This window comes from Arthrobacter sp. KN11-1C (assembly GCF_052180225.1).
GTDB lineage: Bacteria > Actinomycetota > Actinomycetes > Actinomycetales > Micrococcaceae > Arthrobacter.
Window position 1 is genome coordinate 3,462,158 of record NZ_CP197467.1, and the last position, 26,445, is coordinate 3,488,602.

At 63.6% G+C, this 26,445-nt stretch carries 20 protein-coding genes and 1 pseudogene; 5 read left to right on the forward strand and 16 right to left on the reverse strand.

All coding sequences use genetic code 11. From position 1 onward, the window contains the following. Nucleotides 1-77 precede the first annotated feature (77 nt). Nucleotides 78-515: a CBS domain-containing protein gene (locus tag ACSBOX_RS16205; RefSeq protein WP_442543365.1), complete on the reverse strand. Its 438-nt coding sequence runs from the start codon at nucleotides 513-515 to the stop codon at nucleotides 78-80. 111 nt (nucleotides 516-626) lie between these two features. After that, the gene (locus ACSBOX_RS16210; protein WP_442543366.1) at nucleotides 627-1,085 is read right to left on the reverse strand and encodes a nucleoside deaminase; all 459 of its coding nucleotides are present in this window, start codon (nucleotides 1,083-1,085) and stop codon (nucleotides 627-629) included. Between the two features lie 78 nt (nucleotides 1,086-1,163). On the opposite strand from ACSBOX_RS16210, the gene ACSBOX_RS16215 reads away from it, so the two are divergent. From ACSBOX_RS16215 to ACSBOX_RS16225, 3 genes are all read left to right on the forward strand, one after another. Next, nucleotides 1,164-1,553 carry a GntR family transcriptional regulator gene (locus tag ACSBOX_RS16215; protein WP_442543367.1) on the forward strand — a complete coding sequence of 130 codons (390 nt, stop codon included), beginning with the start codon at nucleotides 1,164-1,166 and terminating at the stop codon, nucleotides 1,551-1,553. Then, on the forward strand, nucleotides 1,550-2,635 hold the full coding sequence (locus ACSBOX_RS16220; protein ID WP_442543368.1) for a DUF1648 domain-containing protein: 1,086 nt from the start codon (nucleotides 1,550-1,552) through the stop codon (nucleotides 2,633-2,635). The genes ACSBOX_RS16215 and ACSBOX_RS16220 overlap by 4 nt, the downstream gene beginning before the upstream one ends. Nucleotides 2,636-2,727: 92 nt before the next feature. Further along, on the forward strand, nucleotides 2,728-6,384 hold the full coding sequence (locus ACSBOX_RS16225; RefSeq protein ID WP_442543369.1) for a TM0106 family RecB-like putative nuclease: 3,657 nt from the start codon (nucleotides 2,728-2,730) through the stop codon (nucleotides 6,382-6,384). Nucleotides 6,385-6,410: 26 nt separating this feature from the next. On the opposite strand, the gene ACSBOX_RS16230 is transcribed toward ACSBOX_RS16225, so the two are convergent. The 6 genes from ACSBOX_RS16230 to ACSBOX_RS16255 all read right to left on the reverse strand — a co-directional run bounded on the left by ACSBOX_RS16230 (nucleotide 6,411) and on the right by ACSBOX_RS16255 (nucleotide 13,005). Then, nucleotides 6,411-8,171 carry an MFS transporter gene (locus tag ACSBOX_RS16230; protein ID WP_442543370.1) on the reverse strand — a complete coding sequence of 587 codons (1,761 nt, stop codon included), beginning with the start codon at nucleotides 8,169-8,171 and terminating at the stop codon, nucleotides 6,411-6,413. Between the two features lie 204 nt (nucleotides 8,172-8,375). After that, nucleotides 8,376-9,446 (reverse strand): alkene reductase, encoded by a 1,071-nt coding sequence (locus ACSBOX_RS16235; protein WP_442543371.1) that lies wholly within the window; start codon nucleotides 9,444-9,446, stop codon nucleotides 8,376-8,378. 156 nt (nucleotides 9,447-9,602) lie between these two features. Beyond that, nucleotides 9,603-10,460 (reverse strand): hypothetical protein, encoded by an 858-nt coding sequence (locus ACSBOX_RS16240; protein ID WP_442543372.1) that lies wholly within the window; start codon nucleotides 10,458-10,460, stop codon nucleotides 9,603-9,605. 56 nt (nucleotides 10,461-10,516) lie between these two features. Beyond that, nucleotides 10,517-11,164: a DUF6318 family protein gene (locus tag ACSBOX_RS16245; RefSeq protein ID WP_442543373.1), complete on the reverse strand. Its 648-nt coding sequence runs from the start codon at nucleotides 11,162-11,164 to the stop codon at nucleotides 10,517-10,519. Nucleotides 11,165-11,476: 312 nt separating this feature from the next. Beyond that, a complete protein-coding gene (locus ACSBOX_RS16250; RefSeq protein WP_442543374.1) occupies nucleotides 11,477-11,734 on the reverse strand; it encodes a hypothetical protein in 258 nt (85 codons plus the stop codon). Between the two features lie 2 nt (nucleotides 11,735-11,736). Beyond that, nucleotides 11,737-13,005, reverse strand: a complete 1,269-nt coding sequence (locus ACSBOX_RS16255; protein ID WP_442543375.1) for a glycosyltransferase family 2 protein — start codon at nucleotides 13,003-13,005, stop codon at nucleotides 11,737-11,739. Nucleotides 13,006-13,435: 430 nt separating this feature from the next. On the opposite strand from ACSBOX_RS16255, the gene ACSBOX_RS16260 reads away from it, so the two are divergent. Then, nucleotides 13,436-13,903, forward strand: a complete 468-nt coding sequence (locus ACSBOX_RS16260) for a very short patch repair endonuclease (RefSeq protein WP_442543376.1) — start codon at nucleotides 13,436-13,438, stop codon at nucleotides 13,901-13,903. Here the strand turns inward: ACSBOX_RS16260 and ACSBOX_RS16265 are convergent. Next, nucleotides 13,845-14,081, reverse strand: coding sequence for a PLDc N-terminal domain-containing protein (locus ACSBOX_RS16265; protein ID WP_442543377.1), 237 nt, complete (start codon nucleotides 14,079-14,081; stop codon nucleotides 13,845-13,847). The two genes, ACSBOX_RS16260 and ACSBOX_RS16265, sit on opposite strands and share 59 nt — an antisense overlap. A 104-nt stretch (nucleotides 14,082-14,185) precedes the next feature. Here ACSBOX_RS16265 and ACSBOX_RS16270 point away from each other — a divergent pair, with 104 nt between their 5' ends. After that, a complete protein-coding gene (locus ACSBOX_RS16270) occupies nucleotides 14,186-15,511 on the forward strand; it encodes an integrase catalytic domain-containing protein (protein ID WP_442543177.1) in 1,326 nt (441 codons plus the stop codon). A gap of 45 nt (nucleotides 15,512-15,556) precedes the next feature. Here ACSBOX_RS16270 and ACSBOX_RS16275 read toward each other — a convergent pair whose 3' ends face one another. The 7 genes and pseudogenes from ACSBOX_RS16275 to ACSBOX_RS16305 all read right to left on the reverse strand — a co-directional run bounded on the left by ACSBOX_RS16275 (nucleotide 15,557) and on the right by ACSBOX_RS16305 (nucleotide 26,357). Further along, on the reverse strand, nucleotides 15,557-16,798 hold the full coding sequence (locus ACSBOX_RS16275; RefSeq protein ID WP_442543378.1) for a 5-methylcytosine restriction system specificity protein McrC: 1,242 nt from the start codon (nucleotides 16,796-16,798) through the stop codon (nucleotides 15,557-15,559). Nucleotides 16,799-16,838: 40 nt separating this feature from the next. After that, on the reverse strand, nucleotides 16,839-19,073 hold the full coding sequence (locus ACSBOX_RS16280; protein WP_442543379.1) for an McrB family protein: 2,235 nt from the start codon (nucleotides 19,071-19,073) through the stop codon (nucleotides 16,839-16,841). A 143-nt stretch (nucleotides 19,074-19,216) separates the two neighbouring features. Beyond that, nucleotides 19,217-21,148 carry a DUF5107 domain-containing protein gene (locus tag ACSBOX_RS16285; protein WP_442543380.1) on the reverse strand — a complete coding sequence of 644 codons (1,932 nt, stop codon included), beginning with the start codon at nucleotides 21,146-21,148 and terminating at the stop codon, nucleotides 19,217-19,219. Nucleotides 21,149-21,295: 147 nt separating this feature from the next. Further along, a pseudogene (locus ACSBOX_RS16290) lies at nucleotides 21,296-22,035 on the reverse strand (copper homeostasis protein CutC). Between the two features lie 52 nt (nucleotides 22,036-22,087). Then, entirely contained in the window at nucleotides 22,088-22,504 is a 417-nt protein-coding gene (locus tag ACSBOX_RS16295) for an acyl-CoA thioesterase (RefSeq protein ID WP_442543381.1), read from the reverse strand. Nucleotides 22,505-22,530: 26 nt separating this feature from the next. Beyond that, nucleotides 22,531-24,627, reverse strand: coding sequence for an ABC transporter ATP-binding protein (locus tag ACSBOX_RS16300; RefSeq protein WP_442543382.1), 2,097 nt, complete (start codon nucleotides 24,625-24,627; stop codon nucleotides 22,531-22,533). Beyond that, nucleotides 24,624-26,357: an ABC transporter ATP-binding protein gene (locus tag ACSBOX_RS16305; RefSeq protein WP_442543383.1), complete on the reverse strand. Its 1,734-nt coding sequence runs from the start codon at nucleotides 26,355-26,357 to the stop codon at nucleotides 24,624-24,626. Before ACSBOX_RS16305 ends, ACSBOX_RS16300 begins: the two co-directional genes overlap by 4 nt. Nucleotides 26,358-26,445: the final 88 nt, after the last annotated feature.

Consider the following 26,445-nt stretch of genomic DNA (forward strand, 5'->3'; position numbering starts at 1 on the left):
AGACGGAGCCGAGTGCCGCACATGGGGAAGCGCCACGGCCGCTGGGCCGTGACGCTTGATGGGTGCGAAAGTTGGGGTTAGCCCAGTTGCGCCATGGGGGATTTGGCGGAGATGTGCTCCACCAGTTCGCCTACGCGCTCCTCGGTGTAGTTCCGGGCGATGTCGCCCTGGCTGATGATGCCCACCAACTTGTGGTCGGTGATGACCGGAAGGCGCCGGACCTGGTGCTTTTCCATCAGGTCGATGGCTGCGTCGATGCTGGCGTCGGCATCGATCCAGATCGGCGTCCCCTGGGCGAGATCTGCCGCGGTCAGGCGGTCAGCATCCAATCCCTCAGCAACGCACTTGACCACAATGTCGCGGTCAGTGATGAATCCTTTGAGTCTTCCATCGTTGCCGCAGATCGGCAGAGAACCGACGTCCAGATCGCGCATCAGGACAGCCGCGTCACGCAACGACTGCTCTTCTTTGACGCACTGGGCATTGGTGGTCATGAATTCGCGCACAACACTCATGAGTCCTCCTTGATCGATTGGGTATCGACGCGGACCCCCGGCACCGACGCCGATGCTGTCAGCCTACGCTTGGGGTTTGGCCATGGCCAGATGCTGTTTGCTCCGCTGGATTTACTCGGCGATGTCCTCTGCCCACAGTTCCGGGTTCCCTTCCTGGAACGTGCGCATCATGTCCACGCATCGCTGGTCATCGAGGACCACCACCTCCACGCCCCGCGACCGCAGCAACTTGAATTCGCCGTCGAACGTGCGGGCCTCCCCCACTACGACGCGCGGGATCTTGAACTGGATGATGGTGCCCGTGCACATGGCACACGGCGCGAGGGTCGTATAGAGGGTGGTGTCCCGGTAGCTCTTCTGCCGGCCGGCTGCGCGGAGGGCCGACATTTCCCCGTGCGCAATGGGATCGCCGTTCTGGACGCGTTCGTTGTGCCCGCTCGCGATCACCACCCCACCACGGGCGAGCGCTGCGCCGATGGGGATGCCACCTTCGCCAAGGCTCTTTTGGGCTGCCTGGTACGCGGCTTCGAAGGCGGGATCGTGGGAGCTTGGGCCGTCAGACGGGTTCATTCGGAGCCTGCTTTCCGGAGGTGGGAATCTTCCGCTACTTGTTCTATAACTTATATAATAAAGACGGAGGTGGGAGCGATGATCCTCAACGTTGACCTGGCCAGCGAGGTGCCGATCTACCAGCAGCTTCGGGACCAGATCGTGGAGGCGATCGCCGACGGCGTGCTGGCCGAGGGCAGTTCGTTGCCCGCCACCAGGACGCTCGCCGCGGACTTCGGGATCAACTTCCACACCGTCAACAAAGCCTATGACCTTCTGCGCCAACAGGGCCTGATCCAGCTCAACCGCAAGACAGGCGCGGTGGTGACCACGACGGCGCCGGACCCGCTGTTCGGCGCGGAATGGACCTCGAGGGCACGGACCCTGCTCGCCGAAGCCGTCGCCCGGGGACTTTCGTCCGAGGAAGTTCTCGAGTCCTGCCGCTCGATTCTCGATTCATTTGGAACCACGCCAGAGGAAACACCATGACCGTTGCCATCGTCCTAAGCTCCGCGTTGGCGGCACTGGTTCTCGCCATCGCCTTGGTCCTGCCCTCCATCAACAGCCCGACGGTGCCTTTCGGGGTCCGGGTACCGGCCCAGCGTACTGAGGACCCGGCCGTGGTCAGGCAGACCCGCATCTATCGTTGGCGGGTTCTCCTGAGCGGGATCGTCGCTATCGGGGTCTGCGTTGCCATTTACGGAATGACCGGCGAAACGTTGCTCCTGCCGCTGTCAGTGCTGGTGCTCGTGGGCTTCTGGTACGGCTGCTTCTTCCTGGCCAACCACGAGATCCGGGCCGCCAAGGCCGCCGGGGGTTGGTATGAGGGAGTGCGCCAAGGCATCGCGGTGGATACCGAACTGCGGACCGACCCACCGCGCTTTCCCTGGCTCTGGCTGGCGCCGGCGTTGATCGTCATTGCCGCCACGGTGGTGATCGGCGTGATCAGCTACCCCTCGATGCCTGACGTGCTCGTAGTCCACTACGCGGCGAAAGGCACGCCCAACCGGCTGGCCGCCAAAACGATCGGCACCGCGTTCTCGCTGGTCTTCGTGCAGCTCGGCGTGTCCGCCCTGCTCGTGGGGATCGCGGCGGCGATCCTCTTCCGCAGCCGGCCCGACATCGACCCCGCGCACCCGGCAGGCTCCGCGCTCTGGCACCGCCGGTACATGTTGTTGGGTGCCAAGGCACTCCTCGGATTGCTCGCGATGATCGACCTCGCGATGCTGGGTTCGTCGTTGCTGATGTGGACCGGCACGGTCACGCCATGGGCGCCGCTGGTGGTCGTGATCCCGATCCTGGCCGCCGTCGCGGTAGCCGTGGTTGTCTTCGCGAGGAACAACCGCGCTCGGGACGAAGGCGAGGAGGATACCGGCCTGAACCACCGGGAAGACGACAAATACTGGCGGAGCGGCTTGTTCTACGTCAACCGCGAAGACCACGCTCTCATGGTTCCGCGGCGCTTCGGCCTGGGATGGACCCTCAACTTCGGCAATCCCAAGGCAGCCATGCTCCTGGCCGGCGTGGTCGCGCTCATCGGCCTGGTGATCACCCTCCGTTTGGGCGGCTGACCCCCTTTCGTGCTGGCACTCACGCCGGGGCTGCCTTACTGTCGGACCGCACTGATAGCTTGGCTTCATCAGCTCAACGGTCTGGGGACACGGTGTTTTTTCTCGATTCGGTAGATGCAGGGCAAGCGCAGGACTTGGTGTTTTCCGCCAGCGACCTCGTCACGGCCTCCACCTGCGAGTACCAGTTGCTGCGCAAGTTGGACGAGAAGCTGGGCCTCGCGCAGAAGCCAGCCTTCGACGTCGACGAAATGCTGGAGCGCACCGCCGCGCTGGGCGACGTTCACGAGCACAGGGTGCTGGACCGTTTCGTGGCCGAGTTCGGCACCTGGGATCCGGTCAAGCGCACAGGCGTGTTCGACGTCGTACCCGCCGACGCCATGGACCGCACCACCCTGCAAGACAAGCATGCGGAATCGATCGAGGCGCTGCGATCCGGCGCGGATGTGGTCTTCCAGGCCGCATTCTTCGACGGACAGTTTCACGGACGGTCCGATTTCCTCGTCAAACAGCCCAACGGCAGCTATGCGGTGTACGACACCAAGCTCGCCCGCCACGCCAAGGTCACGGCGCTGTTGCAACTCGCGGCCTACGGCGATCAACTGCTCAAGGCGGGAATCACCCCGGCCCCGGACCTGACCCTTGTGCTAGGGGCCACGATTCAGCGGGACGCTGCTGGCTTCGATTATGTGCACAGCAACCACCGGCTCGCCGATGTCCTGCCGGTATTCCGTGAGCGCCGGGACCGTTTCCTCGCTTTGACGGACGCGCACCGATCCGGCTTGGAGCCTGTCCAATGGGGCGCGACCGGAGTCACCGCATGCGGCCGGTGCGACTACTGCAAAGAACAAGTACGCCTCCACCGCGACCTGCTGATGGTGGCGGGGATGAGAATCACGCGGCGCAAGAAGCTCATGGACAACGGCATCTGCACCATCGAGGCCCTTGCCGACATGCCCGACGCCCCGGATTCCGCCACGCGGCGCCTGCAGGAACAAGCCCGACTCCAGACCGGAACAGCCACCCCCGATGGCACCGTCAGTTACACGGACAAGTCCGGCGAGGCAAAGAGCATCAGCTATTCGGTCCTGGAATCCAACTCCTTGGCCCGGCTCCCCGGGCCCGACGCCGGAGACATCTTCTTCGACTTCGAAGGAGACCCCTTGTGGCAAGACCCGGTCACCGGCCGCTGGGGACTCGAGTACTTGTTCGGCGTCGTGGAAAATCCGACGGAGCCGGGAGGATCTCCCGTGTTCAAGCCGTTCTGGGCACACTCGCGGGCTGAAGAACGGCAAGCGTTCATCGATTTCCTCGAGTACGTGGCAGAACGCCGCATGAAGTATCCGGACATGCGGATCTACCACTACGCCGCCTACGAGAAAACCGCGTTGCGGAACCTTTCTGTCATCCACACCGTCGGCGAGGCCGCAGTGGACAACCTTCTCCGCGAAGGCGTGCTGGTGGACCTCTACGACACTGTCCGGCACAGCATCCGCATCTCTGCGGATTCGTACAGCATCAAGAAACTCGAACCCCTGTACATGGGCGAGCATTTGCGCTCGGGTGACGTGACCGACGCCGGTGCCTCCGTGGTTGCCTACGCCAACTACTGCACCGCCCGGGACGCGAACCGCGAAGATGAAGCGGCAACGATCCTGGCTGGTATTTCCGACTACAACGAATACGACTGCCTCTCCACGCTGGAACTGCGGAATTGGCTGCTGGGCTTGGCAGCGGAGCGCTCCATTGAACCCGGTCTTCCAGCCTCTTTGGGACCCGGGCTGCCCGCGGAGACCGAGCCGGACAAGTACGAGGCCGCACCCGAGGAAACAGCCCTCCTCGACTACCTGTCGGAATTGCCGGAGGATTCCCTTCGCTCCGACGACAACCGGGCGGTGGCGATGGTGGCGGCCGCGGTCGGCTTTCACCGGCGCGAGGACAAGCAATTCTGGTGGGGACACTTCGACCGCTTGGACCGGCCCGTCTCAGAGTGGGAAGACACGAGGGACTGCTTCATCGTGGAAGGCGGCGAGGTGCTGGAAGACTGGGCCAAGCCGACTCCGCGCAGCAACCCGGCCCGGAAGGTGCGGCTGTTCGGCCACGCTGCCGATGGCTCCGGTTTCGCGCCCGGCAAGAAGTACTTCCGGATGTACGGGCCTCCGCTCCCGGATGCCTTCCTTGGCAAGAACGAAAGCGCCCTCGGGCGATCGGGGATGTCCGGCACGGAGGTCATCGAGCTTGGTGATCCCGACTTTGATGATGACGGCGCGCTTGCGGGGCCCGACGATGGCGCTTCGGATGTCGTGGCCATTTCAGAGCGGCTGCCCAAGGGTGCCGAGGAATACTCGCAGCTTCCCATGGCCTTGACGCCCGACGCTCCGGTCAACACAGACGGGCAACGGAAGGCCCTCAGCGAACTGGCCATCAAGGTCCGTTCCCATCTGCCGTCGTGGCCCAAGGACCCAGCGTTGGACCTGTTGCGCAGAATCCCGCCTCGGCTGGCCACCCTTGCGGAACTGCCCACCGTCGGGACCGGCGACGATGCATACGTGGACGCCATCGCCGCTGCTGTGTCGGACCTGGACCAGTCATATCTGGCCGTCCAGGGCCCGCCGGGAACGGGCAAGACGTACGTCGGCTCGCACGTTGTCGCGCGGCTGGTGCGTGCTGGCTGGAAGGTAGGGGTTGTTGCACAGTCCCATGCCGTCGTCGAGAACATGCTCCACGCCGCAGTCAAGGCCGGGGTGGACCCTGCACTCATCGCCAAGGAAATGAAGCATGACGATCCCGTTCCCTGGGACCAGCAAGCCAAGGACGACATCGAGCGGTTGCTTGCCGCGCCGGGCGGCTGCTTGATCGGCGGCACGGCATGGACCATGACGGGCCGGACCGTTCCAGTGGGATCCCTGGACTTGCTCGTGATCGACGAAGCCGGTCAGTTCTCGCTCGCCAACACCCTCGCCGTGAGCCGAGCAACGAAGAGACTGCTGCTCCTTGGCGACCCACAGCAGTTGCCCCAAGTCACGCAGGGCAAGCACCCGGAACCGGTGGATGAGTCTGCCCTCGGCTGGCTGGCCCATGGTATGCACACGCTGCCCGCCGAACTCGGCTACTTCCTGGCGACGTCGTGGCGCATGCACCCGGATTTGTGCGCTGCAGTGTCCGAGCTTTCCTATGACAATCGGCTGCATTCGGCACCGGCTGCTTCCGGGCGGCGGCTCTCCGGAGTCCCGGCCGGCGTCGAGTGCGTCTACGTCCAGCACGACGGCAACTCCACACAGTCTCCGGAAGAGGCTGCGGAAGTAGTCCGACAGGTCCGGGCGCATCTTGGCCTGGCGTGGCTGGACCCGCGGGAATCATCCGGGGAACGGCCGCTGGCCGAAAAGGACATCCTTGTGGTGGCTGCCTATAACGCCCAGGTCCAGCTCATCCAGCACGAACTGAGGGCGGCTGGCCTACGCGGCGTGCGGGTCGGGACGGTGGACAAGTTCCAAGGCCAGGAAGCTCCAGTCGTGATCGTGTCCATGGCTGCGTCCGCTGCCGCCGAAGTACCGCGCGGCATGGAGTTCCTGCTCTCACGCAACCGGATCAATGTGGCGGTGTCGCGCGGTCAGTGGCGCGCCGTCGTCGTGCGCTCACCGGAACTGAGCAACTACCTGCCCACCCGGCCGGAAGGCCTGGAGCAACTCGGTGGTTTTGTGGGCCTTTGCCAGCGTGGAGACCCAACTGACTCGCATTTGTTGTCGTTATGAGGGCTGAAAACGACAACAAATGCGAGTCAGTTGGGTGATGCCTGCCGCTCGGCTGCCTCGTGCCTGCCCGGAAGTTCCTGGTACTGATATTTCCCGCCGCGCAGGGCCGAGGCAAAAGCGGCCACTAGGCACGCCGCAATGGCAAAGGCGAACGCCACGGCCAGCCCTTCTGCGAACGGGCCGGAAATCAGGTTCGGGAAGAAGGCGCGGCCGGTCAGGAAGGCCGCGTCCTTGGCCGGGAGGGCGTTCAGCACTTTCGGTCCGAGCAATGTCTGGACGGGGTTGTAGCCCAGCAAGGAGGAGAACAGCACAGACACCGGCGGCAAATGGGCAACCTTCGCGGCGTCCGCGGCAGCCACCCCGTGCGCCATCAAGCCTGAGGTCAGTGTCTGCGGCAGCGTCCGGGCCAGCCCGGTGATCATGAGCGAAAAGAAGATACCGATGGACAGCACCATGGCCGAGTTCTGGAACGTGGTGCTCATGCCCGCACCCACGCCGCGGCGGTTGGGCGGCAGCGCGTTCATGATGCCGGCCCGGTTGGGAGCGGCGAACAGCCCCATTCCCAGGCCGTTGACCAACAACGCCAGCGAGAAGGGCAGGTACGTGAAGTCCACGGGCAGCACCAGCAGCCACAGGAAGCTGGCCGCCGCCACCACCATGCCCAAAGTGGCCAGCAACCTCGCGCCGTGACGGTCGGATAGCCAGCCCGAAACCGGGCCGGCGATCAGGAACCCCGCGGTGAGTGGCAGCATGTAAATGCCGGCCCAGAGCGGCGTGGTTTCAAAGCTGTAGCCGTGCTGCGGAAGCCAGATCCCTTGCAGCCAGATGATCAGAATGAACATCAGGCCGCCCCGGCCGATACCGGACATCAAGGAGGCCAGGTTCCCGGCGGTGAAGGCACGGATGCGGAACAAGGCCAGATGGAACATCGGCTCGTCTATCTTCATCTCCACCCAGCAGAACACCCCCAGCACCGCGGCGCCCCCGATCAGCGCCGTGAGCACCCACGGGTTGGTCCAGCCCATGGTGTTGCCGCCGTAGGGTTGGATGCCATAGGTGATGCCGACCAGCACGGCGATCAGACCCACCGCAAACGTTGCGTTGCCCCACCAGTCCAGCTTGGCCGGCTGCCTGATCCCGGTGTCGTGCAGGCTCAGATAGGCCCAAACGGTACCCGCGAGCCCCACCGGCACGGAGACAAGGAACACGAGCCTCCAGTCCAACGGACCCAGCAACCCGCCGATGATGAGGCCCAGGAAGGACCCCGCGATGCCGGCCACCTGGTTCAGGCCCAACGCCAGGCCGCGCTGGTCGACCTCGAAAACATCGGTGATGATCGCTGTGGAATTGGCCATCAGCATGGCGCCCCCGACGCCTTGCAGGACGCGCATGATGATCAGCCAAAGGACGCCGGAAGTGCCGGAAAGCCACGTCAGGGACAACAGCACCGAGAACACGGTGAAGATTGCGAAGCCGGCGTTGTACATTTTCACCCTGCCGTACATGTCGCCGAGCCGGCCAAAGGTAACCACCAGGACCGCCGTGACCACCATGTAGCCCATCACCAGCCACAGCAACATGCTCGTGTTGCCGGGGGCAAGCGGATCCACCTGGACGCCGCGGAAAATGTCAGGCAGGGCGATCAGCATGATGGAGGAATTGATGGTCGCCATGAGTACACCAAGCGTGGCGTTGACCAGGACCGTCCATTTGTAGTGCGGGCTGGCAATCGCGCGCTCGATACGGGCCTGACGACTGCCCCTGACAAACTGGGTCTTCGTTGCCATCACAACCACCCCTCCCCCGGCCCGGGGCCGCTTCGGGATTGTTACTTCACTAAAAACCCTAAACCCGGAATTGGCACTGGGAACCACCCAGGGGCGACTACTTTGCCCTTGATTTTGTTCCTGCCAGCCGGGACGGAAGCCGGGAACGGCTTAAACCGCGACGGCGGCACCTTTCGGAGGTGCCGCCGTCGGGGATCGGGTGTTCTAGTTGGCGTAGAACGGGTAGTCGGTGTAACCCTTGGCGCCTTCGCCGTAGAACGTGGACGGATCCGGTTCGTTGAGCGGAAGACCCTCACGCCACCTCCGCGCGAGGTCCGGGTTGGCGATGGCCGGGCGGCCAACCACCACGGCGTCGGCGTGACCGTCGGCCACGAGTGCCAAGGCTTCATCCCGCGTAGTCACTACGCCGAAGCCGGTGTTCACGAGGAACGTGCCGTTGAAACGCTCGCGCAGGTCCTGGACGAGTTCACCCTTGGGATCGTGGTGGAGGATGCTGAGGTACGCGAGGTTGAGGGAGGCGATGGTGTCCACCAGGACTTCATAGGTTGCGCTGACATCGGCGGGGTCGGTCTCGGCGATCCCCTGGACCGAGTGCTCCGGGGAAATCCGGATGCCCACCCGGTTGGCGCCCAAGGCTTCCACCACGGCGTTGACGGTCTCGATCACGAAGCGTGCACGGTTTTCCGGGGAACCGCCGTAGCTGTCGGTGCGGATGTTGCTGTTGGGGGCCAGGAATTCGTGCAGCAGGTAGCCATTCGCCGAGTGCAGTTCGACTCCGTCGAATCCTGCCTCGACTGCGTTCCAGGATGCCGTGACGATTTCCTGGATCACCGCGGGAAGTTCATCGGCGCTCAGTTCCCGGGGCACCGGGTACGGCTTCTTGCCGTTCGGCGTGCGGACGTCGCCGTCGATGGCCACAGCACTGGGTGCGACGATCTCGTGACCGCCAGTGATGTCCGGGTGGGAAACGCGGCCACCGTGCATGACCTGGGCGAAAATCCGACCGCCCTCGGCATGGACAGCGTCCGTCACCTTCTTCCAACCCGCGATCTGCTCCTCCGTGACGAGACCGGGCTGCCCAGGGTAGGACTGCCCAGCAGGCGTGGGGTAGGTGCCTTCACTGACGATCAGTCCGAGGGAAGCACGCTGCCGGTAGTGTTCCACGACCAGCGGTCCGGGAACGCCCTCGACGCCCGAACGGAGGCGGGTCAGCGGCGCCATGACCAAGCGGTTGGGAAGTTCAATCTCGCCGAGAGTCAAAGGGGAAAACAACATGGGCAGTGCCTTTCAAACGGGAACAGGTCCACTAGCGCCAACTGTCACGCGCCTGCAACTATTCCTGTTGAGACTCGGATCACATCACGACGGCGGCGCTCCGCCTTCTGCGGGCGGGCCGGGTGCCGCCGTCGAACTCGGCGCGTTTCCCGAGTCCTAGGGGACGCCCGGGCATCCCTCGCCGCGAGGATTCACGATGCAGTTATCGGCGTAGTTGCGAGTGATCGACCGCCAGACGCTCACCCTCTGTGACGGCGATGCAAACTGTCCGGTGCCGGGAATCGGCATGTTCGGACCACCGTTCACGGAGTAGGTGCCGCGGAATGTGGTGGTCAACACAACCCAGTAGTCGCCCGTTCCGGTGTAACGATGACTCGTGCGCGTCTTTTCACCCCATCTTTCTTCAGGAAGTGGACTGCCCATAGTCGGTCCCGGCCCGCGCATTTCACCGTCTCCGTAGTCCCATTTGTATTCGACCGGTTCGGCCCGTATGACTACTTTCTGCCCGAGCATGTCAAGAGTGAAAGTCTGTGCTGAGGCCTCTGCGTAGAAGTTGGTCTCAGCCCCCTTCAGCGTATGCGGAAATGGCTGGATACCGGAGATGGCAGGAGAGATTGGAAGTTGTTCGAATTTCGATTGTATTTGGGCGGCGATTTTCTCTAGGACGTCTGTCGGCTTCTCTGAATAGAGGCATCGATCCGGCCGTATGGCAGTCCATAGCGGTGGATCGAAAGCTTTGAGCGACTCGAACCACCGGACCGGCCTCCCGTTCTCTCCCTCCTTGCATTCGACGGCCCCCGCGAGACACCCTTTGTCAAAGTTGTTCTGACCGTTGTCGAGGCATAGCAACTCGAACTTGTACTGTTTAGGATCCTCGACTCCAACTGCTGGCAAATCCACCCACGACCCGCTGCCAGCGTGATACCTCCAAACACCAATCCCGCGCTGGCTCCACGAAATATCTGAATCGCGCTGCTGTTCTGCGGACGCCGGCGAGGCAATGAACACGCCCACCGCAGCAAGGCACAGGCTAACCAAACCCCGGGCTCCAACCCGGCTCCAGGCAGCCACTAGCTACCCAATCGGTCAACGTTCGAAGCGAACCATTTGCCATCAACGTATTTGGCGACGATCAGATCGCCGAGAACACCGGAGGCCGCAACATTCTGACCGACGCTGCCGTCAGAATTATGCAAGGTTCCGGCTGCTTGTTGCGACTGCACCGTTACCTGACGCTCACCGCTAACCGAGTCGGCGAAGTTCGACTTTACGGCCTGAACTTGGATTTTGCTTCCGACAATCCATCGGCCATCAGAGCTCCATCTCTCGATCCCAGGAAAGACCTTGCTGCACATCGCGCAAGTCGAGCTTGTTACTTCCCTAATGGGTCCCAATTGACCAGTCTCAAAACCATAGTTGAGCAAGTCGTACCAGTACCTAGCAAACGCCTCCACACCCTCCTTGCTGTTCGCCTTCGCGGCCTCCGGCAGCACCGGAACGGGCACGTTCTGCGCTTTCCCTTTGGCGTCCGCGGGTTTGTAGGCGGCCGTCGGGGTTGGAGTTGGAGTGGCAGTGGCGCTGGCGGAAACACTGGGCGGCGCGGATTGTTCGGCCTGCGGCTGGGTGGTGTTCCCGCAGGCAGTCAACGTCAACGCCGCAGTGAGGCTGCCAATGACGAAAAGGCGGTTGCGAGCTGAAACCGAGGTTCGTGAAGTCATGGTTTGCTATCCCCAAATAGTCTTCAAGACTGAACGTTTCCCAAAATGGTAACTCAATTGCCTATCTTGGCGAGAAAGTTATCCACAGGCTTCGTTTCATTACATCGCATCCGTTCGACAGCACGGCGCCGCACAACGGGGGGCACCGCACCCTCCGCCTTACCCGGCGGCAAGGCGAGTGAAGCGACGAACCGCCGCCCGCCGTCGAGCACCTCTCGGATAAAGCGGAACATGTCCGGACGCTCGACCCCGAATGGCCGCACAACGCGCGGCGGCGCTTCTGGGCATTCAGCTCGCAAAGCCGAATCGCGGTCAGCGTCGGTTTTTGAGGAAGTCCGTAGCTTCGTTCACGGCGCGGGCATCGGGATGGATGCTCCGGGTTTCCGATCGCTGATTCCGGGTGCGAACCCAATCGCCGGGGTGCACTTTCGGCAAGATTTTGGCGATGGCCAGCGCACCATACATCAAAGTATTAATCGCTACGAAGGTCGCCAGAACGGCAAACCAATCGGAATGCAGAATTCCTTCAGAAAACAAGATTCCGGTAGGAATGGAAGCAAGAATAGCCATGATTACTGCGCCTTCGAGGTTTCGCCGCTTTGTGAATGGTCGAGGTGTTTCCAGGTGGCTTGCCGGTCAAGGGAAATGTCGATGATTCCTTTGACATAAACCACGTTGAGGAACATATCGAAGAACAATTCCGGAAAGAGCGTGGCGGCCAAGAGGCGTGCCCGCCAGCCACCCTTCCACGCCGTCACAACCCGCTCGATCGAGAAGACGATCCCGATTCCGAGCCAGAACGGGAACCAGATCCAGGTATCCAGAGACAAAACCATCAAAAGGATCAGCAGGAGGTAGGCGCTGAGTGCAATCACTCCATAGCCAATGCCGAATTGCTGCGCCCAGTATCGAAGCGTCTGGGGTGTTGCTCCGTAGGCCCCCAGGTTTTCCAAGGCACCCCGCTGCCAGCGAAGCCGCTGAGCCCACAACGTGCGGAAATTCGGCATCAACTCAGTGACGACGGTGCACTGCATTGGGGAAATCATGAGGCCGCCAAGGGACTTCAAGGCAATCGTGAGCTCATTGTCCTCGGTCAACGATGCTGTGTCGTAAACGTCTCCCTGAATTCCCGGAATCGATTCACCGCGGCTCTGGGCAACGGTGCGCAACGCACGGGGACGGAAAAGCGAGGCCGTACCGGTCAGCACAAAAACGCGGCCACGCCGTCGTCCGATTTCACGGGAATACCGGATATATTCGTTGCGCTGGAACTGGCCGACAATTCCGTGCCCCTCCTCCCCGTAAAAGAGGCCACCCACGGCCATCAAGGCCCTGTCGTTGGTCATCCGCGAGACTGCGACCTCCAGGAAACCATCGTCAAGGCTAGTGTCGGCGTCCATCACCATCACGACGTCGTTATCGCCTTGGCCAGGCAGCAGCCACTTCAGCGCTTGGTTGAGTGCGCCGGCCTTCTTTTTCGTATTGTTCACCGATTCGAAGACCTCAACCCCGGCCTCGCGGGCAAGGGCGGCGGTTGCATCGGTGCAATTGTCGGCCACCACGATCACGCGTTCCGGACGATGCGATTGGGTCAAAAGGGAGGCAATAGTGGCCGGCAACGAAGCTTCTTCATTGTGTGCCGGAATCAAGACAGTAACGGTTACGGGGCCGGCGTAGACGCCACGGGTTTCCGTCATGACGATCTTTGGCGCGAGGGGCGTCCGGGGATTCGCGGACCGCCGGGATCTGTTGGCGATGCGCCGCTCCAGCAACGCCACTCCAGCGGACAGCAGCAGTGCAAAAGCGATGGCCGTCAGAATGACGCGGGGTTGCGGCGCCACGGAATCATAGAGGACCCTCCAGACGCCAAGGACGATGCCCTCAGCCCGCGATTCGACCGCTGAATTCCCGGTTGACGCGATAGCGAACCACAATAGAGCCGCCGCACCGCCAACTGTTACCGCGATAACAATGCCTACTAAACGCTGAAATATCCCTCGACTCACCGGCGAATGCTATCAGTCGTTCGCCACGTGGAGAATTCACGTTCTCGCGGGAGCCAAGCGATCAAGTGAGCGAGGGTTTCGGATTAGGCCCACATACGTGAGCGGGCGTTGCAAGAAAGGCCGACATACGTGAGCGGGCGTTGGAGGAAAGGCCCACATACGTGAGCGGGCGTTGGAAGAAAGGCCCACATACGTGAGCGGGCGTTGCAAGAAAGGCCCACATACGTGAGCGGGCGTTGGAGGGGGCGTTGCGTAGACTGAGGATATGGGCGAGAGCCGCGACCTGCTGACGCCTGAGCAACGCAGCCTGAACATGTCCAAGATCCGGGGCAAGAACACCAAGCCCGAGCTCTTGGTCCGTCGGCTCCTGCATGCCAAGGGTTACCGGTACCGGCTCCACGGCCGGGCCGCCGGCGGGAAGTTGCCCGGCAGCCCGGATCTCGTGTTTGCCAGCCGACGCAAGGTGGTTTTCGTGAACGGGTGCTTCTGGCACTTCCACGATTGCAAGGCAGGCCTGCACGCGCCGACGGCCAACGCGGACTTTTGGGAAGCCAAACGCAACCGCACCCGGGAGCGCGACGCCGGTCAGCGCGAACTGCTGAGAGCCTCAGGATGGGAGGTTCTCACCGTGTGGGAATGCGAACTGCGGGACCGTTCGGCCTTGGAGAGTCAGCTCACGCAGTTCCTCGACGGCGGCCGAACAGGAAATAGCTCAGCGGCCCAAAGAAATTGATGAAGCTTGCGGCCCGCCATACGGCTTTGCTTCCCCTGATCTGGGCCGCGGGGGTCTTGGAAATGCTGCGTTGTGCCGAGATGAGCAACGCCATCTGTCCCGCACCCACCACAAGCACGCCTACCCGTTGCCCCGGAGTCATGTCCTTCCAGGACTTTTTCTTTTTCTTGCTGTGCATGGCGCCTCCATCTGCAGTGACTTGCCCTCTCAGGCTAGTCTGCCCGCCGCCCAGACGGAACAGGACGAGTTGACTCGTAAAAAACCTCCGCGAAGGGGCATACGTTGCCTCATAAGCATTTCTCCGGCTGGTTCGGGGTTGCCGGTCGGGCGGTGGCGGGTTACGCAGGGTGGATGGGACTGACGATGGCCGAGCGCAAGGCCGTGACGAAGCAGCTGGCGAGGACCTACCGGGCCGGTGATCGGGTCCGGAAGGGCAGGATCCTGGACGAGGTGGTCGAGCTGACGGGCTGGCACCGGGACTATGCGCGGGCGGTGCTGCGGCATGCCCTTGATCCGCCCGGGCCGCGTCCGGTGCGGGCGGGCCGGGCTCCGGCGTACGGGGCGGATCTGCAGCCGGGCCTGGTGCAGTGCTGGGCGGTGCTGCGGGCGCCGGCCGGACGGCTGCTGGCGGCGGCGATGCCGGAACTTGTTCCGATGCTGCGGGACGAGGGAGCGCTGCAGGTCACGGATCCGCAGGCGGCCCTGCTGGCGCGGATGAGCGCTGCAACGATCGATAGGCGGCTGGCCGGGGAACGGGCCAAGCTGCTGCCCCGGGGGCGCTCCCACACCAAGCCCGGGTCCTTGCTGAAATCCCAGATCCCGATCCGGACCTGGGCGCAGTGGGATGATGCCGTGCCCGGGTTCGTGGAGATCGACCTGGTCGGCCATGAAGGGTCCAACAACTCCGGGCAGTTCTGCTTCACACTGACCGTCACCGACATCGCCACGGGCTGGACGGTGAACAGGTCCGTGCCCAACCGGGCCCAGAAGCACGTCTTCGCTGCCCTGCAGCACGTCCTGTCGGTGTTTCCCTTTCCCGTGATCGGCATCGATTCGGACAACGGCAGCGAGTTCATCAACAACCATCTGTACGATTTCTGCCTGGAACACCACATCACCTTCACCCGCTCCCGGTCCGGCAACAAGAACGACGGGGCCCACGTGGAGCAGAAAAACTGGGCCAGGGTCCGTGAACTCGTCGGCTACCTGCGCTACGACACCGCCGCGGAACTGGAGCTGCTGAACCAGGTCTGGGAACTGGACCGGATCTTCACCAACTACCTGCTGCCCCAGCAGAAGCTCATCGCCAAGGTCCGCGTCGGAGCCAAGGTCACCAAGAAGCACGACGCTCCGGCAACCCCGCACAGACGCACGAAAGCCGACCCCGGCGTCTCGCCCATGGCCGTGCTCCGCATGGACACCGAATACAAGAAGATCAGACCTGCTGCCCTGTCCCGGCAGATCCTGTCCCTCACGGGCCGGCTCGAAACCCTCGCCACGGCCAAGCAGCCCGCACCCGTGAAACCCCCCGTCAACGAGGGCTGGAACCGCCGCCCCAACCGGAGATATTCAAATGAGGCGACGAATGCCCCTTCCCGGAGGTATTGACATGAGGTAACAGGCAGGACGGAATCGGACTGAACCGGACGCCCCTCACAGACGCGCCTGGCGCACCACTTCTCCCCAGGATTGCTGGGCCAGGTCCGTGACGGCGGCAAGGATCTCCGCGGGTGGGCGAGAGAGGTCCAACGGGTACTCCACAATGTCGATGTCCGTGTTGAGGATCCTCCGCAGCTTCATCTCCCCCTTGCCCGCGTAGACCAGCCACGCCGTGGGCACTTGGAGGGCCGTGCAATAGGCCAGGAGTTGGTAATGGTCGGCGTTCAACGATGCCCCGGAATCGGTGGCCGAGGCGTATTTGGAGTCGTACACCACCACGGGCCTGCCGCCCAGGAAGTGCACGGCGTCGGGGCGCACTGTGAGCCGGTCCGAATCCCGCACGGCCTCGTTGAGGGTGGCGCCGTATTGAAGCCGCATTTCACCGGGGTGTGTCCGCATGGCCTGGCGCAGGGCTACCCCCACGAATTCCTCAAACACAGTGGACATGTCCACCACAAACGAGGCGGTCTGCTGCTTCCCCTCCCCCGCTTCGGCGGAGGCATTGCGCAGGATGAGCTCGGCCAAACGCAGGACCGGATGGTAGCGGAGGTTCATCCTGTTGGCCTGCCACGTTGGGAGGGGTGCCCCGGACTGCAGCCGCGTGACGGCGTCGAGCTTTCCCTTGAGCTGCCGCAAGCGGCTTAGGACGTCTTGCCGCACGCCGGGAACCTTGCCCATCCGTTCGAGGGCGGCACGCAGGATGCGGTTTTCGGCGATGTCCTCGGTGAATTCGTCGTAGGAGACTTCCAGCGGAACCAGCATCCCGGGGCGGCGCGAAATTTGGTCCGAGATGCGGATGCGGCCCTTGACCGTCCGGAGCGACTCGTCCACGGTGAGATATCCCTGCAGCGGACCGCGGCTGAGGGCGCGCTCCGACAACTGGGCGAGGGACTCGGCGAGGGCGCTCCACAGGTCCTTGTGCTCGACGGCGGCCACCGAATCCTCGCGGAATCCCTGGTCCCCGGCGTAGCTAAGCAAGAAGAGCAGCCGGTTCAGGCCGAGGCGGTCCTTGGGCCGAACCTCGAACTGCACGGTCGGCGTCCGCACGGACCCCACCTTGCCCACCGGCTCGATGCGGTAGAGGCCCATCCCGATGGGCGAGGCCTTCGCGAGCCCGCTCGAGTTGAGGAGGGCGGCGGTGTCCGGATCAAGCTTGTCCACGATCCCACCGGAGAGCTCGTCCATGACGATGTGCCGCACCGCCGAGGCCTTCGCGGAAGTGCGGACTGCGAGCATTCCTGTACCAGGTGCGCGGGTCGGCCGCGGTGGCGCCGTCTTAGCGGACTGCAAGTCGACCCAACAACTGGTCCAGACCGAAGCGCTCCTCCAGCTGGGCCCGGTTCAATTGACCGTGGTAGTGCTCCTCGAGAAGCGGCATCAGTTCGTACTTCCAGATCCGGCGCAGCCCGGCAGGGTTCTGGGCCGCGTTCTTCATGAAGTAGGAAGGGCCGATCATGAGGTCCCGGTCCCAATCGTCGATGGAGTCGTTCAAAGCGTCCAGCAGGTCCGCGTTGAGGGTGTCCAGGCCGCGGGCCGTAAGGAACCGCCGGAGCGAACCGCGGATCGGTTCCACCTTCGGATGCAATTCCACAAACGCGAAACGACGGCGGATGGCGGCATCCATCATGGCGATGGAGCGGTCTGCCGTGTTCATGGTGCCGATGATGTAAAGGTTGTCCGGCAGGCTGAACGGCTCGTTGGGACTGTACTGGAGGTAGATGCGGTCATCGCGGTATTCCAGCAGGAAGTACAGCTCACCGAACACCTTCGCCAGGTTGGCGCGATTCATCTCGTCGATGATGAGGAAGTACGGCTTGTTGGAGTTTCCGGGCTTCGCGGCTTCTTCCGCGAGGCGGCGGAGCGGCCCGGCGACCAGCTTGAACGAAACCTGGCCGTCGTCGGTCTTGTCCGGCCGGTACCCCTCGAAGAAGTCCTCGTACGCGTACGACGGGTGGAACTGGACCAGCTTGACGCGCTCATCGGTGCTGTCTCCAGCGAGTTCGGCCGCCAAGTGCTTCGCGAGGTAGGTCTTTCCCGTTCCCGGAGGGCCGTAGAGCACCAGTTGGCGGTTCTCCTCGAGGAGTTCGGCGATCTCCTTGAGCGGCTCGAGCTCCATGTGGAGGGACGCTGCGAACTCTTCGGTGAGGGGGCGGAACCCTTCAATGACGGGCTCGACGACGGCGTCCGGGGCGGCGGCTTCCTCGCCGTCGGACTCGGCTTCGGCGGGCAGGAGGGACTGCAGCGACTGGATGACCCTGGTGACGTCCACGACGATCCCCGACGTGGAGAGTTGGCGCTGGACATGCCTAGGAGCCTCGGCGATCGGGTGGGTTTCGTCGAACCAACGCACTTTGCGGCGGAGCCGGCGGTTGTCCTCGTTGTGTTCCGGTTCGCCCAGGACCACGCCGATCCTGATGGCTCCGGAGTTCTGGAACAGGGCAAGGTCGCCAGGCTTCATCACGGTCAGGAACGCGAAAACAGCGGTCTTGGTGTCCTCGCGTTCGACGTAGCCGAGGTGCTTGTAGTCCTCGTCCACGGCATGCTGCACCAGTCCTGCCGTCACGCCCGGGGCGAGTTCGCGGAGGTGCTCGACGTCGAGCGTTGCCTTTTCCTCGTCCCGCCACGCGGCGAGGAGCTCGGCAGAGTCTTGGTGCGTGCGCAGCAGCCACGCACGGCGGCCGGGATCTCCCACTTTGCGCCACTGGCTGACGAGCTGGCGGTCGTACCAATCGATGCGCTGTCCAGCCTGTTCGTCCAAATACAGCCGGATGCGGTTGACGTCCGCGGTGATGTCGATTTCCGTCTCGCCGTGCGCGCCGCCAACGAGTGAAGCGAAAGCGTCCCGGATTTCGCGCCGCTCGACGTCGGCAACCACTGGCTCGAAGTAGCTGGGCCACGCCAGGTATTCGATGCTGCGCCGGATGGCCGGCTGGTCCTCGGGGGTCGCGGCGGCGAGTTCGTGGAATTTCAGCGGGTCCTTGAGGGCCTTGGTGATGCTCGCGTTGGACTGTCCATCGACGTGGGCCACGAAGCGGCACAGCCAAGTCAGATGGTCCCAAATGGTCCAGTTGAACTCCGCGGTCCGGTCACGGATCACACCGTGATCGGTCATGCCCTTGTACAGCTCCTTGGGGAGCTCGAGCTCGGGATCGAGCCAGGACGCGGCTTCGGCGACGCGGGCGCGCTTGACCTTGAGCGATTTGACCTCGTGCGCGAGGGGCAGGGACTGCAGGAAGAGGAGTTCGACGGCGAGCAGCTTGGCCTCGCGCGACGCCCCTTCAAGGTTCTGGCGCAGGTTGGTCATCATGGGTGCCTTGGCATCTCCGACGCCGCGTTCCAAGCGCTCCAGGAGCTCGCTGGCGGCGTCCACTGTCCAGGTGCGGGTAGTGCCGTCGAGCGCCGAGGCTTTGCCTTGCAGCCCCGGGCCCAGCACGAACCACGCCGCATCTTCGATCTCCTTGGAGATACCGGGGGCACGGGTCAGTGGGGTTTTGGTGGAGGGAGTCACCATGCCAACTTACATGGTTTAACTTGGTGCTGGCATCAGCAAAGTCGGCACCCCCGCCACAGGCGTCCCGCCTCTAACGTTCTGCCACATGCGCCCCATAACGTGCCTCCTGCCGCATGTGCCCCGAGCCTGTGAGGCCCGGAAGTTCAGTGCATTCCGAAGCGGTAATGGGCAGGCACCGGCTCCCCCGGGCATACTTCCTGCCACAAAGCGGCGATCCCGTCTTCACCCTCCCGGATGTCCGGAATTTCGATGCCTTGGCGCAACATCTCTGCAGCCTCCGGGCCCCTGCCGACGCCCGCGAGGGCGAGCGCCGTGAGGAAGCGGACGCGTCCGACGTCGGACATTCCGGCGGGTGCCTCGCTCACCAGGGCGAGCGCTTGGGCAGGATGTCCGTACCGGATGCTGAGGGTCATCGCTTCGCTCAGCAAGGGGGTGTTGGATGGTTCCAGCCGGCTCGCGGTGGCCAGTTCAGCCAAGCCTTCGTCGATCTTGCCCGTCGCCAGCAGCGCGATGGCGCGGCCCCGGTGGGCGAGGACCGTGGAGCGTGGCGAGAGGACGTCGGCAATCAGGGCAGAACCGTATCCGGCGATCGCACCGTCAAGGTCCTGCCGGGCGTGCTTCATCGTGGCCAGGTGGAACTGCGCCTCCGCTCCGCCATCCTTGGCCAGCAGTTCTTCCCAATCGACCCCAGCCACGAAGCTCGCCGCGCCCAGGAAACTCGCTCCATCCAGGAGGCTGTGCCACGGGCCGGTTTCCTCGATTGCTTCAGGGGTTGGATCGTCGGCGAAGGGAGTGCCGCTTTCGTCCAGCCACGCGCGGCCTGAGTGTCGCCGTCGGGCGCTCTCCAAAGCACCCCAAGCGCTGCCGCGCACCAGCATCTCGTCCGGAGGCAGGGCATAGTTCCGCGCGGCTTCGGCGAGGGCGACTTCGAGTTCGGCGTCCGGGACGAGGTCCTCGAGCCGGGCGCTGGCATGGGTCACGGCCGCAGCCCAATCCTTGCCATGGGAGGTCGCCGGATCCAGCTTGGCGTTGCCGTAGGCCTCTACCCAGCTCCACTCGGCGCCGGCAGGCATCGCTAGGTGCTCGAACTGGGTCTGCGCCAGCCCGGCCTGGATTTCCGCGTAGGGGCCGGCGCCGGGGCTGAGCCACTCCTGCCAGCGCTTCCCGCCGTCGCCCTGGCCCCACACGAACAACTTCTTCCCGCGCAAGAGGCTTGTGGACAGCATGGCGAGGCCGTCGCCGTCGTGGTCTACTGCCGCGATCCAATGCCGGTGCCCGGGTTGGATGTCGAAGAAGAAGTCCGCGGCGTGCGGACTGTTGACCAGCCAGGTGGCGTCCAGGCCCTGGTGTTCCGTGGGCCAGACGCGGGCGATGTCGGTGGTGTAATCGCTGCCGAACGCCTCCGTGGCGGGCGCAATCACGCGGGTTTCCGCAGTCTCGGGAACGGCGGCATTGCTCCACCAGTACATGGGAACCTCGTGGTCATGGGGGTTCCTGATCCGGACCGCAGTCAGCAGGACGTCCGAGTCCTCCGGAAGCCACACGTCCACCTGGAAGACCACACCGCGGAGGCGCTCGAACTCCCACATGCGCAGGACGTCGTGGCCCTCGGGAGTCTTGACGATCGCGGTGTGTACCGGATCGCACGTGGTGGGCGAGTGCCCACGGGTGCCGATGTTCCATTCGAGCCCGCCGGCGAACCAGGCCTTGCGCAGGGCGATGTTGGCGAACTGCAGGGTCCCGTGGGTGTGGAGGAGATGTTTGCCCGAGGCCTTGTCGAAGAGCTCCCAGAGCCGGCCGCCCAAGGTGGGCAGGACAACGGCCCGCAGTTTGCTGTTCTCGAGCACCACCGCTGGCACCTCGTGGGCGGTCCGCTCGCGCGAGTAGCCGTCCTGCATCAGGTACGGAAACAAGTTCGGCACTTGGCCATAGCGGGCCGCGGCCTGCAGTTCCTCCGGGACCCCGTCGCCGATTCTGTACGGCTGGTCCAGTTCTGCCGCGACAACCGGCAACGGGCTATCGGGGCCCAACTCCGCCATGTTCAGGGTGATAGTGGAGAGGCTCAGTTTTTGCATCTTTGTGACTCCTGGATGGCGTTTTCAATCGCAATGCTTCATCCATCTTTGACCCCAGCCGCCGCCGTGTAAAGGGACCCACCCAACTGACTCGCAGTTGTTGTCGTTATGGGCGCTCAAAACGACAACAACTGCGAGTCAGTTGGGTCAGCGGGAGGCGTCGCGGGCGGCCCTCACCAGGTCCCGGTTGGTGACCATGTACGCCGTCGGGTCCGAATCTCCGGGTGTTCCGAAGGAGTCCCCCCGGTTCTTCCACGTGGAAACCGTGGCCTTGGCTGATAAATGGACCGCGCTCAGTCCCGCCGAGTGCAGGGCGGGGATATCGGCCAGGGCGAGTCCGCCGCCTGCCATGACTTCGAGCCGCCCCGCTGCCCGGTGGACCATGCGCTCGAGGGTCGCGATCCCGGCGCCCACCGTGGCGGCGCCCCCGGAGCTGAGCACCCGCGTGAATCCAAGCTCCACGAGTTGCTCGACGGCCGCCGCGGGTCCGGGGTTTGGTCGAGGGCCCGGTGGAAGGTCAGTTGGGCGTCGGGGTTGGTCTCCAAGGCCGTGTCGGCGAGCTTTCGAGTGGCTTGGACGTCGATGTCGCCCGCGGCTGTAAGGACTCCGATCACGACGCCCTGAGCCCCTTGCCTGAGCAGGAACCGGATCTCGCGGTCCATGGTGTCCACATCGGCGTCGGAGTACAGGAAGTCTCCCGGCCTGCTGCGGATCAACGGGTGGATCCCCAGCCGTCCGTCGGCAGCTTCCTGGGCGGCTTCCATCAGCCCTTGGCTCGGGGTCAGTCCCCCGAGCTCCAAAGCGCTGCACAGTTCAATCCGGTCCGCGCCTTCTTCGGCGGCAACGGCAGCGCCCTGGGCGCCGACGGCGACGATCTCGAGTTTCATGGGGAAACTCTACGGCCACCGGGATGCGCAGGGCGCTGCTTTATCGCTTCAGCTAGGCCCGGTACGGCGCCAGCTGCTCCTTCTGCTCGGGAGTGAGCCTGCGGACCCTGCCCGTGGACTCATCAACGAACGCCAGATGGGTAGTCGCGTTGACGCAGTCCTCGCCGGTCACGGGATCCTTGATGACGTAGTGCACGTCAAAACTCGCCCCCTTCACGGCGCCGACCCAGATCTCAACCAGCGCCGGAATGTTCCGGTACTCCAAGGTACGGACGTACCGGACCTTGTGCTCCACCACAAGGGTCATGACCCCGTCTTCAACGGAATTGAAGACGGGGACCGGCGGCTCCACTCCGGGGAGTCCGGCTCCGCGGGGAGGACCGAAGGCCGCGATGCGGGCCTCTTCGAGCATGCGCACGATCTGGACGTTGTTGATGTGTCCGTACGCGTCCATGTCTCCCCAACGCATCGGCACCTGGACCGTAATTCGCTGGCTCAGCTGTGCACCGCCGTCGAATCATCCACCACGGTCTCCCCGGCATCCTCACCAGCAAACTGCGACATGTACAGGCGGTAGTACGCCCCCTGCAACGTGAGCAGTTGGTTGTGGTTGCCCTGTTCCACGATGCTGCCGTTTTCCATCACCAGGATGGTGTCGGCGTCGCGGATGGTGGACAAACGGTGGGCGATGACAAAGCTGGTGCGATCCGTGCGGAGGGCAGCCATGGCCTTCTGCAGCAGCAGCTCGGTGCGGGTGTCCACCGAGCTCGTGGCCTCGTCCAGGATCAACAGCGAAGGATCGGAAACAAAGGCCCGCGCGATGGTGATGAGCTGCTTCTCGCCCGCGCTGACGTTGTTGCCTTCCTCGTCGATGATGGTCTGGTAGCCATCCGGCAAGGCACGCACGAAGCGGTCCACGTAGGTGGCCTTGGCCGCCTCCATGATCTGTTCCTCGGTGGCGTCGAGGTTGCCGTACTTGATGTTGTCGTAGATGGTCCCGCCGAACAGCCAGGCATCCTGCAGCACCATTCCCACCTTGGAGCGAAGCTCGGAACGGCTCAGCTCCTTGATGTCCACCCCGTCCAGGGTGATACGCCCCGAATTGAGTTCGTAGAACCGCATGACGAGGTTGACCAAAGTGGTCTTGCCCGCGCCGGTTGGTCCGACAATGGCCACGGTGTGTCCGGGCTCCGCACTCAGGGAGAGGTTCTCGATGAGCGGCTTGTCGGTGACGTAGCTGAAGGACACGTTCTCGAACTCGACGTGGCCGTCCGTGCGCGGGGGCAGGTGACGGGCCGCGTTTTCCGGCATTTCCTCATCGGCATCCAGGAACTCGAAAACGCGCTCAGCCGAAGCCACGCCGGACTGGAGCATGTTCGCCATCCCGGCGATCTGGCCGAGCGGCTGGGTGAATTCACGCGAGTACTGGATGAACGCCGTGGCGTCGCCCAGGCTCATGGAACCGGAGGCCACGCGCAAACCACCGACGACGGCGATGCCCACGTAGCTGAGGTAGGAGACGAAGTTCATCGCCGGGAAGATGATGCCGGAAACGAACTGTGCCCCGAACGAGGCCTTGTACAGGGCTTCGTTGCGTTCGTCGAAACGCTCCAGCATGTCCGCGTCGCGCCCGAAGACCTTGACGAGCTCGTGGCCTGAGAACGATTCCTCGATCTGGCCGTTGAGCGAGCCGGTGTTCTTCCACTGGGCGGCGAAGAGCTTCTGGCTGCGCGAGCCAATGACGCCGGCAAGGACGCCGGAGAGCGGCAGGGCAACCAGCGCGATGAGGGCGAGCTGCCAGGACACGATGAACATCATGATGGTGATGCCGAAGACCGTCAACACCGAACTGACCAGCTGCGCGAACGCCTGCTGAAGCCCTTGCTGGACGTTGTCGACGTCGTTGGTCACGCGGGAGAGGATGTCCCCGCGCTGGCGGGTGTCGAAGTAGTTCAGGGGCAAGCGGTTGAGCTTGGCCTGGACGTCGTTGCGGAGCCGGTTGATGACCTTCATGACGATCTTGTTCAGGATGTAGCCCTGGGCCCACAGGAAGATGTTGGCCACGAAGTACATCAAGAGCACGATCGAGATCAGGAACGTGAGCTTGGAGAAGTTGATCCCGTTGGTGAGCTCCATCTTGGAGACCATGTCCGCGAAGTTGTTCTGGCCGGCCTGGCGGAGGCCCTCGGCGAAGGCCGCTTGGCTCACGCCGGGCGGCAACTGCTTGCCTATGACACCGCCGAAGATGACGTCCATGGCGCTGCCGAGGATCTTCGGGGCGATGACGTTCAGGACCACCGAGACCACTACGAGGCCGATGACGATGACTACTCCGGCAGCCTCTGGCTTGAGCAGCCCGAGGAGCCGCTTGGCCGACGGCCCGAAAGCCTTGGCTTTCTTGGCCGGCAGGTTGCCGAACATGCCGCCGTCGGCTTCGCCTGGGGTGTATTCGGTTTCTTCGATGTCATCATCGTCTACTACCGCGACTGCGTCCGCCGCTTCAGCGTCCTTGGCTTCCCGAGCTGACCGCGCAGCCTTCGCTGCTCCGGCCTTCGCGGCCCAGCCGCGCTTTTGCTGATTCTGTTCGCTCATGCCACTTCCTCCGCGCTCAGCTGGGATTCGACGATCTCCTGGTACGTGGGTGACGTTTCCAGGAGTTCTTCATGGGTGCCGCGGTCAACGATCCGGCCGTTGTCCAGGACCAGGATCTGGTCCGCATCAGCAATGGTGGAGACGCGCTGGGCCACGATGATGACCGTGGCATCCTGTGTCTTTTCCTTCAGCGCCCGGCGAAGGCGAGCGTCCGTGGCCACGTCCAAGGCCGAGAAGGAGTCATCGAAGAGGTAGACCTTGGGCTGCGTCACCAGGGCCCGGGCGATGCAGAGGCGCTGCCTCTGGCCACCGGAGACGTTGGTGCCGCCCTGTGCCACCCGACGGTTGAGGCCGGAGGACTTTTCCATGACGAAGTCCTTGGCCTGGGCGGTTTCCAGCGCATCCCAGAGTTCCTGGTCCGTGGCGTCGGTCTTGCCGAAGCGCAGGTTGTGCTCGATGGTTCCGGAGAACAAGTATGGCTTCTGCGGCACAGTCGCCACGCGACTGGTGATTTCGTCGCGGTCCAGGCTGGTGACCGGGACGCCGTCGAGCAAGACGTCGCCGGACGCGACGTCGTACAGGCGCGGCAGCAGCGACACCAACGTTGTCTTGCCTGCACCGGTGGAACCGATGATGGCGAGGGTCTGGCCCGGCTCCGCGGTGAAGGAAATGTTGCTCAAAACGGGAGCTTCGGCACCCGGGTATTTGAAGGTGACATCGCGGAATTCGACGCGGCCCTTCTTTTCCGCGGGCGCCACAGGCGCCTTCGGATTGTGGATGGAGGGTTCGACGTCGAGAACCTCAGCGATGCGGTCCGCACACACTGAGGCGCGCGGGATCATCATGGCCATGAAGGTACCCATCATGACGGCCATGAGGATCTGCAGGAGGTACTGCAGGAAGGCCGTCAAGGAACCCACCTGCATGTTGCCCGCGTCTACCCTTTGGCCGCCGAACCACAGCACTGCCGCCGTGGAAAGGTGCAGGATCATTCCGATCGCCGGGAACATCAGGACAAACAGGTTTCCGATCTTGACCGAGACCAGGGTGAGGTCCTTGTTGGCGTCGCCGAAGCGCTTGGCCTCGTAGGGTTCACGAACGAACGCCCGGACCACGCGGATGCCGATGATCTGTTCGCGCAGGACGCCGTTGATGGCGTCGATCTTCATCTGCATGGAGCGGAAGAGCGGCATGAGCCTTACCACGAGGTAGCCAACCACGGCCACCAGCAGGGGCACGGAGACCCACACGAGCCAGGAGAGGCTGAGGTCCTCGCGCAAGGCCATGATGATGCCGCCAACGCACATGATGGGCGTGGAAACCATGAAGTTCAGGCCCATCAGCATGAGCATCTGGACTTGCTGGACGTCGTTGGTGCCGCGGGTGATCAACGTGGGTGCGCCGAAGCTGTTGACGTCCTTGGCGGAGAAGCTGCTGACCTTGCGGAAGACGTCCCTGCGCAAGTCCCGGCCCATGGCCATGGCCACGCGGGATCCGAAGTAGACCCCCGCGATGGCCGCGATGACCTGGCCGAGCGCGACCACGAGCATCAGGGCGCCGGTTTGCCAGATGTAGTTGGTGTCCCCCCGGGACACCCCTTCATCGATGATCTTTGCGTTGAGGCTTGGAAGGTAGAGGGTGGCGATCGTAGACGCCAGCTGGAAGATGATGACGGCCAGTATCTGCGGCAAATACGGCTTGGAGTAGCGCCGTATCAGGGTGACAAGCATGCCCACGGATCCTTAATGAGAGTGCGCGAATGAATTAGTGCGAATGACTAATACATAGGTAGCAGCAGGCGCTGACAGTATTAGTCCC

Excerpts from the sequence above, each read along its gene's own strand:
- ACSBOX_RS16205 (WP_442543365.1), bottom strand. The coding sequence starts at position 515 with ATGAGTGTTGTGCGCGAATTCATGACCACCAATGCCCAGTGCGTCAAA.
- ACSBOX_RS16210 (WP_442543366.1), bottom strand. The coding sequence starts at position 1,085 with ATGAACCCGTCTGACGGCCCAAGCTCCCACGATCCCGCCTTCGAAGCC.
- ACSBOX_RS16215 (WP_442543367.1), top strand. The coding sequence starts at position 1,164 with ATGATCCTCAACGTTGACCTGGCCAGCGAGGTGCCGATCTACCAGCAG.
- ACSBOX_RS16220 (WP_442543368.1), top strand. The coding sequence starts at position 1,550 with ATGACCGTTGCCATCGTCCTAAGCTCCGCGTTGGCGGCACTGGTTCTC.
- ACSBOX_RS16230 (WP_442543370.1), bottom strand. The coding sequence starts at position 8,171 with ATGGCAACGAAGACCCAGTTTGTCAGGGGCAGTCGTCAGGCCCGTATC.
- ACSBOX_RS16235 (WP_442543371.1), bottom strand. The coding sequence starts at position 9,446 with ATGTTGTTTTCCCCTTTGACTCTCGGCGAGATTGAACTTCCCAACCGC.
- ACSBOX_RS16245 (WP_442543373.1), bottom strand. The coding sequence starts at position 11,164 with ATGACTTCACGAACCTCGGTTTCAGCTCGCAACCGCCTTTTCGTCATT.
- ACSBOX_RS16250 (WP_442543374.1), bottom strand. The coding sequence starts at position 11,734 with ATGGCTATTCTTGCTTCCATTCCTACCGGAATCTTGTTTTCTGAAGGA.
- ACSBOX_RS16260 (WP_442543376.1), top strand. The coding sequence starts at position 13,436 with ATGGGCGAGAGCCGCGACCTGCTGACGCCTGAGCAACGCAGCCTGAAC.
- ACSBOX_RS16265 (WP_442543377.1), bottom strand. The coding sequence starts at position 14,081 with ATGCACAGCAAGAAAAAGAAAAAGTCCTGGAAGGACATGACTCCGGGG.
- ACSBOX_RS16275 (WP_442543378.1), bottom strand. The coding sequence starts at position 16,798 with ATGCTCGCAGTCCGCACTTCCGCGAAGGCCTCGGCGGTGCGGCACATC.
- ACSBOX_RS16280 (WP_442543379.1), bottom strand. The coding sequence starts at position 19,073 with ATGGTGACTCCCTCCACCAAAACCCCACTGACCCGTGCCCCCGGTATC.
- ACSBOX_RS16285 (WP_442543380.1), bottom strand. The coding sequence starts at position 21,148 with ATGCAAAAACTGAGCCTCTCCACTATCACCCTGAACATGGCGGAGTTG.
- ACSBOX_RS16295 (WP_442543381.1), bottom strand. The coding sequence starts at position 22,504 with ATGCGTTGGGGAGACATGGACGCGTACGGACACATCAACAACGTCCAG.
- ACSBOX_RS16300 (WP_442543382.1), bottom strand. The coding sequence starts at position 24,627 with ATGAGCGAACAGAATCAGCAAAAGCGCGGCTGGGCCGCGAAGGCCGGA.
- ACSBOX_RS16305 (WP_442543383.1), bottom strand. The coding sequence starts at position 26,357 with ATGCTTGTCACCCTGATACGGCGCTACTCCAAGCCGTATTTGCCGCAG.